3 protein-coding genes and 2 pseudogenes are annotated in these 2,445 nt (G+C 62.7%); 3 read left to right on the top strand and 2 right to left on the bottom strand.

The window, feature by feature from the left end; genetic code table 11:
• Both ENZ74_RS29150 and ENZ74_RS29145 read left to right on the top strand, forming a co-directional pair.
• Positions 1–227 (top strand): annotated as a pseudogene (locus ENZ74_RS29150) (single-stranded DNA-binding protein); the annotation flags it as partial.
• A 135-nt stretch (positions 228–362) separates the two neighbouring features.
• The gene (locus ENZ74_RS29145) at positions 363–788 is read left to right on the top strand and encodes an OsmC family protein (protein ID WP_063167937.1); all 426 of its coding nucleotides are present in this window, start codon (positions 363–365) and stop codon (positions 786–788) included.
• Between the two features lie 33 nt (positions 789–821).
• Here the strand turns inward: ENZ74_RS29145 and ENZ74_RS29140 are convergent, their stop codons facing one another.
• The gene (locus tag ENZ74_RS29140) at positions 822–1,451 is read right to left on the bottom strand and encodes a MarC family protein (RefSeq protein ID WP_013531832.1); all 630 of its coding nucleotides are present in this window, start codon (positions 1,449–1,451) and stop codon (positions 822–824) included.
• Between the two features lie 160 nt (positions 1,452–1,611).
• Positions 1,612–2,142, bottom strand: a complete 531-nt coding sequence (locus ENZ74_RS29135; protein ID WP_063167938.1) for a hypothetical protein — start codon at positions 2,140–2,142, stop codon at positions 1,612–1,614.
• A gap of 86 nt (positions 2,143–2,228) precedes the next feature.
• Between ENZ74_RS29135 and ENZ74_RS29130 the strand changes: the two are divergent.
• A pseudogene (locus tag ENZ74_RS29130) lies at positions 2,229–2,445 on the top strand (AraC family transcriptional regulator); the annotation flags it as partial.

Genomic DNA, 2,445 nt, shown 5'->3' with positions numbered 1-2,445 from the left:
CGACGGAAGTCGTGCTGCAGCAATTCCGCGGTGAGCTGCAGATGCTCGACGCGCGCGGGCAGGGTGAAGGCGGCCAAGTCGGCGGCTATGCCGGTGGCGGCAGCAGCCGTGGTTCCGATTTCGGCCAGTCCAGCCCGAGCGAAGGCTTCAATCGCAGTGGTGGCGGTGCCAAGAGCGGCGGCGGTGGCGGTTCGTCGCGCGAACTGGACGACGAAATCCCGTTCTGATCGCAACAGCAGATGTTGTTTTTGGCTTAAGTCAAACATTGCGCCCCGAGAGTCCATCATGGACTTTCGGGGTTTTGCATTGTCGAACTGAACGCCGACATGGCGATCAACGAAATATGGCGAAGGACGAGTTCGATGAAAGCACGCGTAAAATGGGTCGAGGAACGCACCTTCGTCGGCGAGTCCGGTAGCGGCCACAAACTGGTGCTGGGAACCGCGCCCGGACCGGAAGGCAGGACGCCGGGACCGAGCCCGATGGAGCTGGTGCTGATCGGCACCGGCGGCTGTTCGGCCTATGATGTCGTGCACATCCTCGAAAAGGGGCGCGACGCGGTCGAGGACTGCGTTGTCGAGCTCGAAGCCGACCGGGCGGAAACCGAACCCAGAGTGTTCACCCGCATTCATATGCATTTCGTCGTCAAGGGCAGGCAACTCTCCAGCGACAAGGTGAAACGCGCGATCGACCTTTCGATCGAAAAATATTGCTCGGCCTCCGCGATGCTTGCCAAGACCGCCACGATTACCCACGATTTCGAGGTCATCGACACGACGGCGAGATAGAGCCGGCTTTGAGATTCTCGCCGCGTCAGCCTGTCAGCCCGCTATCAGCGCCTTGATGCCGTCGGCGACGAATTGCACGGCCAGTGCTGCCAGGATGACGCCGAGCAGGCGGGTCAGGATCGAGCGGCCGGTCTGGCCGAGGATGCGGTCTATGCGTTCCGACAGCACGAACACCAGATAGGTGATGGCAAGGCAGACGAAGATGATGCCGACCAGCGCCGCCTGCGCCGCAAAGCCTTGAAAGGAACCTGAGAGCAGCACAGTTGCCGAAATGGCGCCGGGACCCGCGATCAGCGGGATTGCCAGCGGGAAGGCGGCGATGTTGTGGATCATGTCCTTGGTGATGGCGACGTCGCCGATCTTCTCCTTGCGGTCCTGCCGGCGCTCGAACACCATTTCGAAGGCGATGAAGAACAGCAGGAAACCGCCGGCGACGCGGAAAGCCGGCAGCGTGATGCCGAACACCGACAGGATCGAGGCGCCTGCAACCGCAAACAGCGCCATCACCAGGAAACCGATGATCGAGGCGCGGACGGAAACCTGCTGGCGCTCCTCGCGGTTCATGCCGCGCGTCACGGCGAGGAACAGCGGCGCCAGGCCGGGCGGATCGATGGTCACGAGAATGGTGACGAACGCGTTGAACAGGCTGTCGAAACTCGGCATCTCTGACCCTCCCGCCGGGCCGTGCCCGTACCAGGATAATTGGTAGAGCAAAGCCCGTTCGGTGGGAACTGTTCGTGAGAAAGTGGTTGATGCCGGCGAGACAGCGGAGGGCGCAAAGGGTCGCGACGCTTTTATTCCGGGCTGCTGCATTCTTCGGCGATCAAACCGCTCGGCGCGCCAGGAACTCGACCTCCAGCCGCCATGTCGCGCCATTGTCGTGCGAGCGCTCGCCCAGCCATCGGAAGGCGTTTTCGGTGATGCGTGAAAAGCCCCAGCGTACGGAGCTACCGGTGCCGTCGGCGCCCACTTGCACGATCGTGTCACCCTCGGCGCGGCCGAGCTGGCGGCTGAAATACTGGTTGGGCGGGTCGCTCCAGAAGATGTGCCAGGCATCCGCGCCGGGATCATAGACGCGCAGCGTCGTGCCATAAAAAGTCCATTTGCCGAGCGAAGGCTGGGAACCAGTGTCCCGCGCGGGCAGGATCCAGACGTCCTGGATCGCCCGGCCTTCCAGCACCCAGCCGAAATGCACCTCGCCACGCCCTGTCAGCACCGTTCCGTCCTCGAGGTGGCGCGAGGCGTCGAAAGTCCAGGCGCCGACGAAGCGGCCGTAAAGGCTCAGTTTTTCGGCAAGGCCTTCGATCGGTCCGGGGCTATGCAGGGCATCGGCAAACGAAGATTGATCGAACATGGTTGTGGCCTCTTCTTGTCAGGAGATTGGGAGGGAATAGGCGGTTACGAGGTTCTGGGCTTGGGAAAAATTGCTATATTCCGGTCATGACAGCGACCACGCATACGCTCGCATCCGGACCCGGCTGGCATGTGGCGGATGTGATCTGCACGGCTAGCGCCGGCGACCGGCCGTTCGAGGAAGCGCATCAGGATTTCTGTGTCGCCGCGGTCACCAGCGGCACGTTTCGCTACCGTGCCCAGCAAGGCACGGCGATGCTGGCGCCCGGCGCGCTCCTGCTCGGCAATCCCGGCACATGTTACG

The sequence above is a fragment of the Mesorhizobium sp. M7A.F.Ca.CA.002.15.2.1 genome, assembly GCF_003998715.1.
In the GTDB taxonomy this organism is placed as follows: Bacteria; Pseudomonadota; Alphaproteobacteria; order Rhizobiales; family Rhizobiaceae; genus Mesorhizobium; species Mesorhizobium ciceri.
Note: the sequence above shows the minus strand (reverse complement) of the source record. Positions and strands in the feature narration are given on the sequence as shown.

What these genes read in the sequence shown, in the direction of transcription:
- ENZ74_RS29140 (WP_013531832.1), bottom strand. Translation starts at nt 1,451, where the DNA reads ATGCCGAGTTTCGACAGCCTGTTCAACGCGTTCGTCACCATTCTCGTG.
- ENZ74_RS29145 (WP_063167937.1), top strand. Translation starts at nt 363, where the DNA reads ATGAAAGCACGCGTAAAATGGGTCGAGGAACGCACCTTCGTCGGCGAG.
- ENZ74_RS29135 (WP_063167938.1), bottom strand. Translation starts at nt 2,142, where the DNA reads ATGTTCGATCAATCTTCGTTTGCCGATGCCCTGCATAGCCCCGGACCG.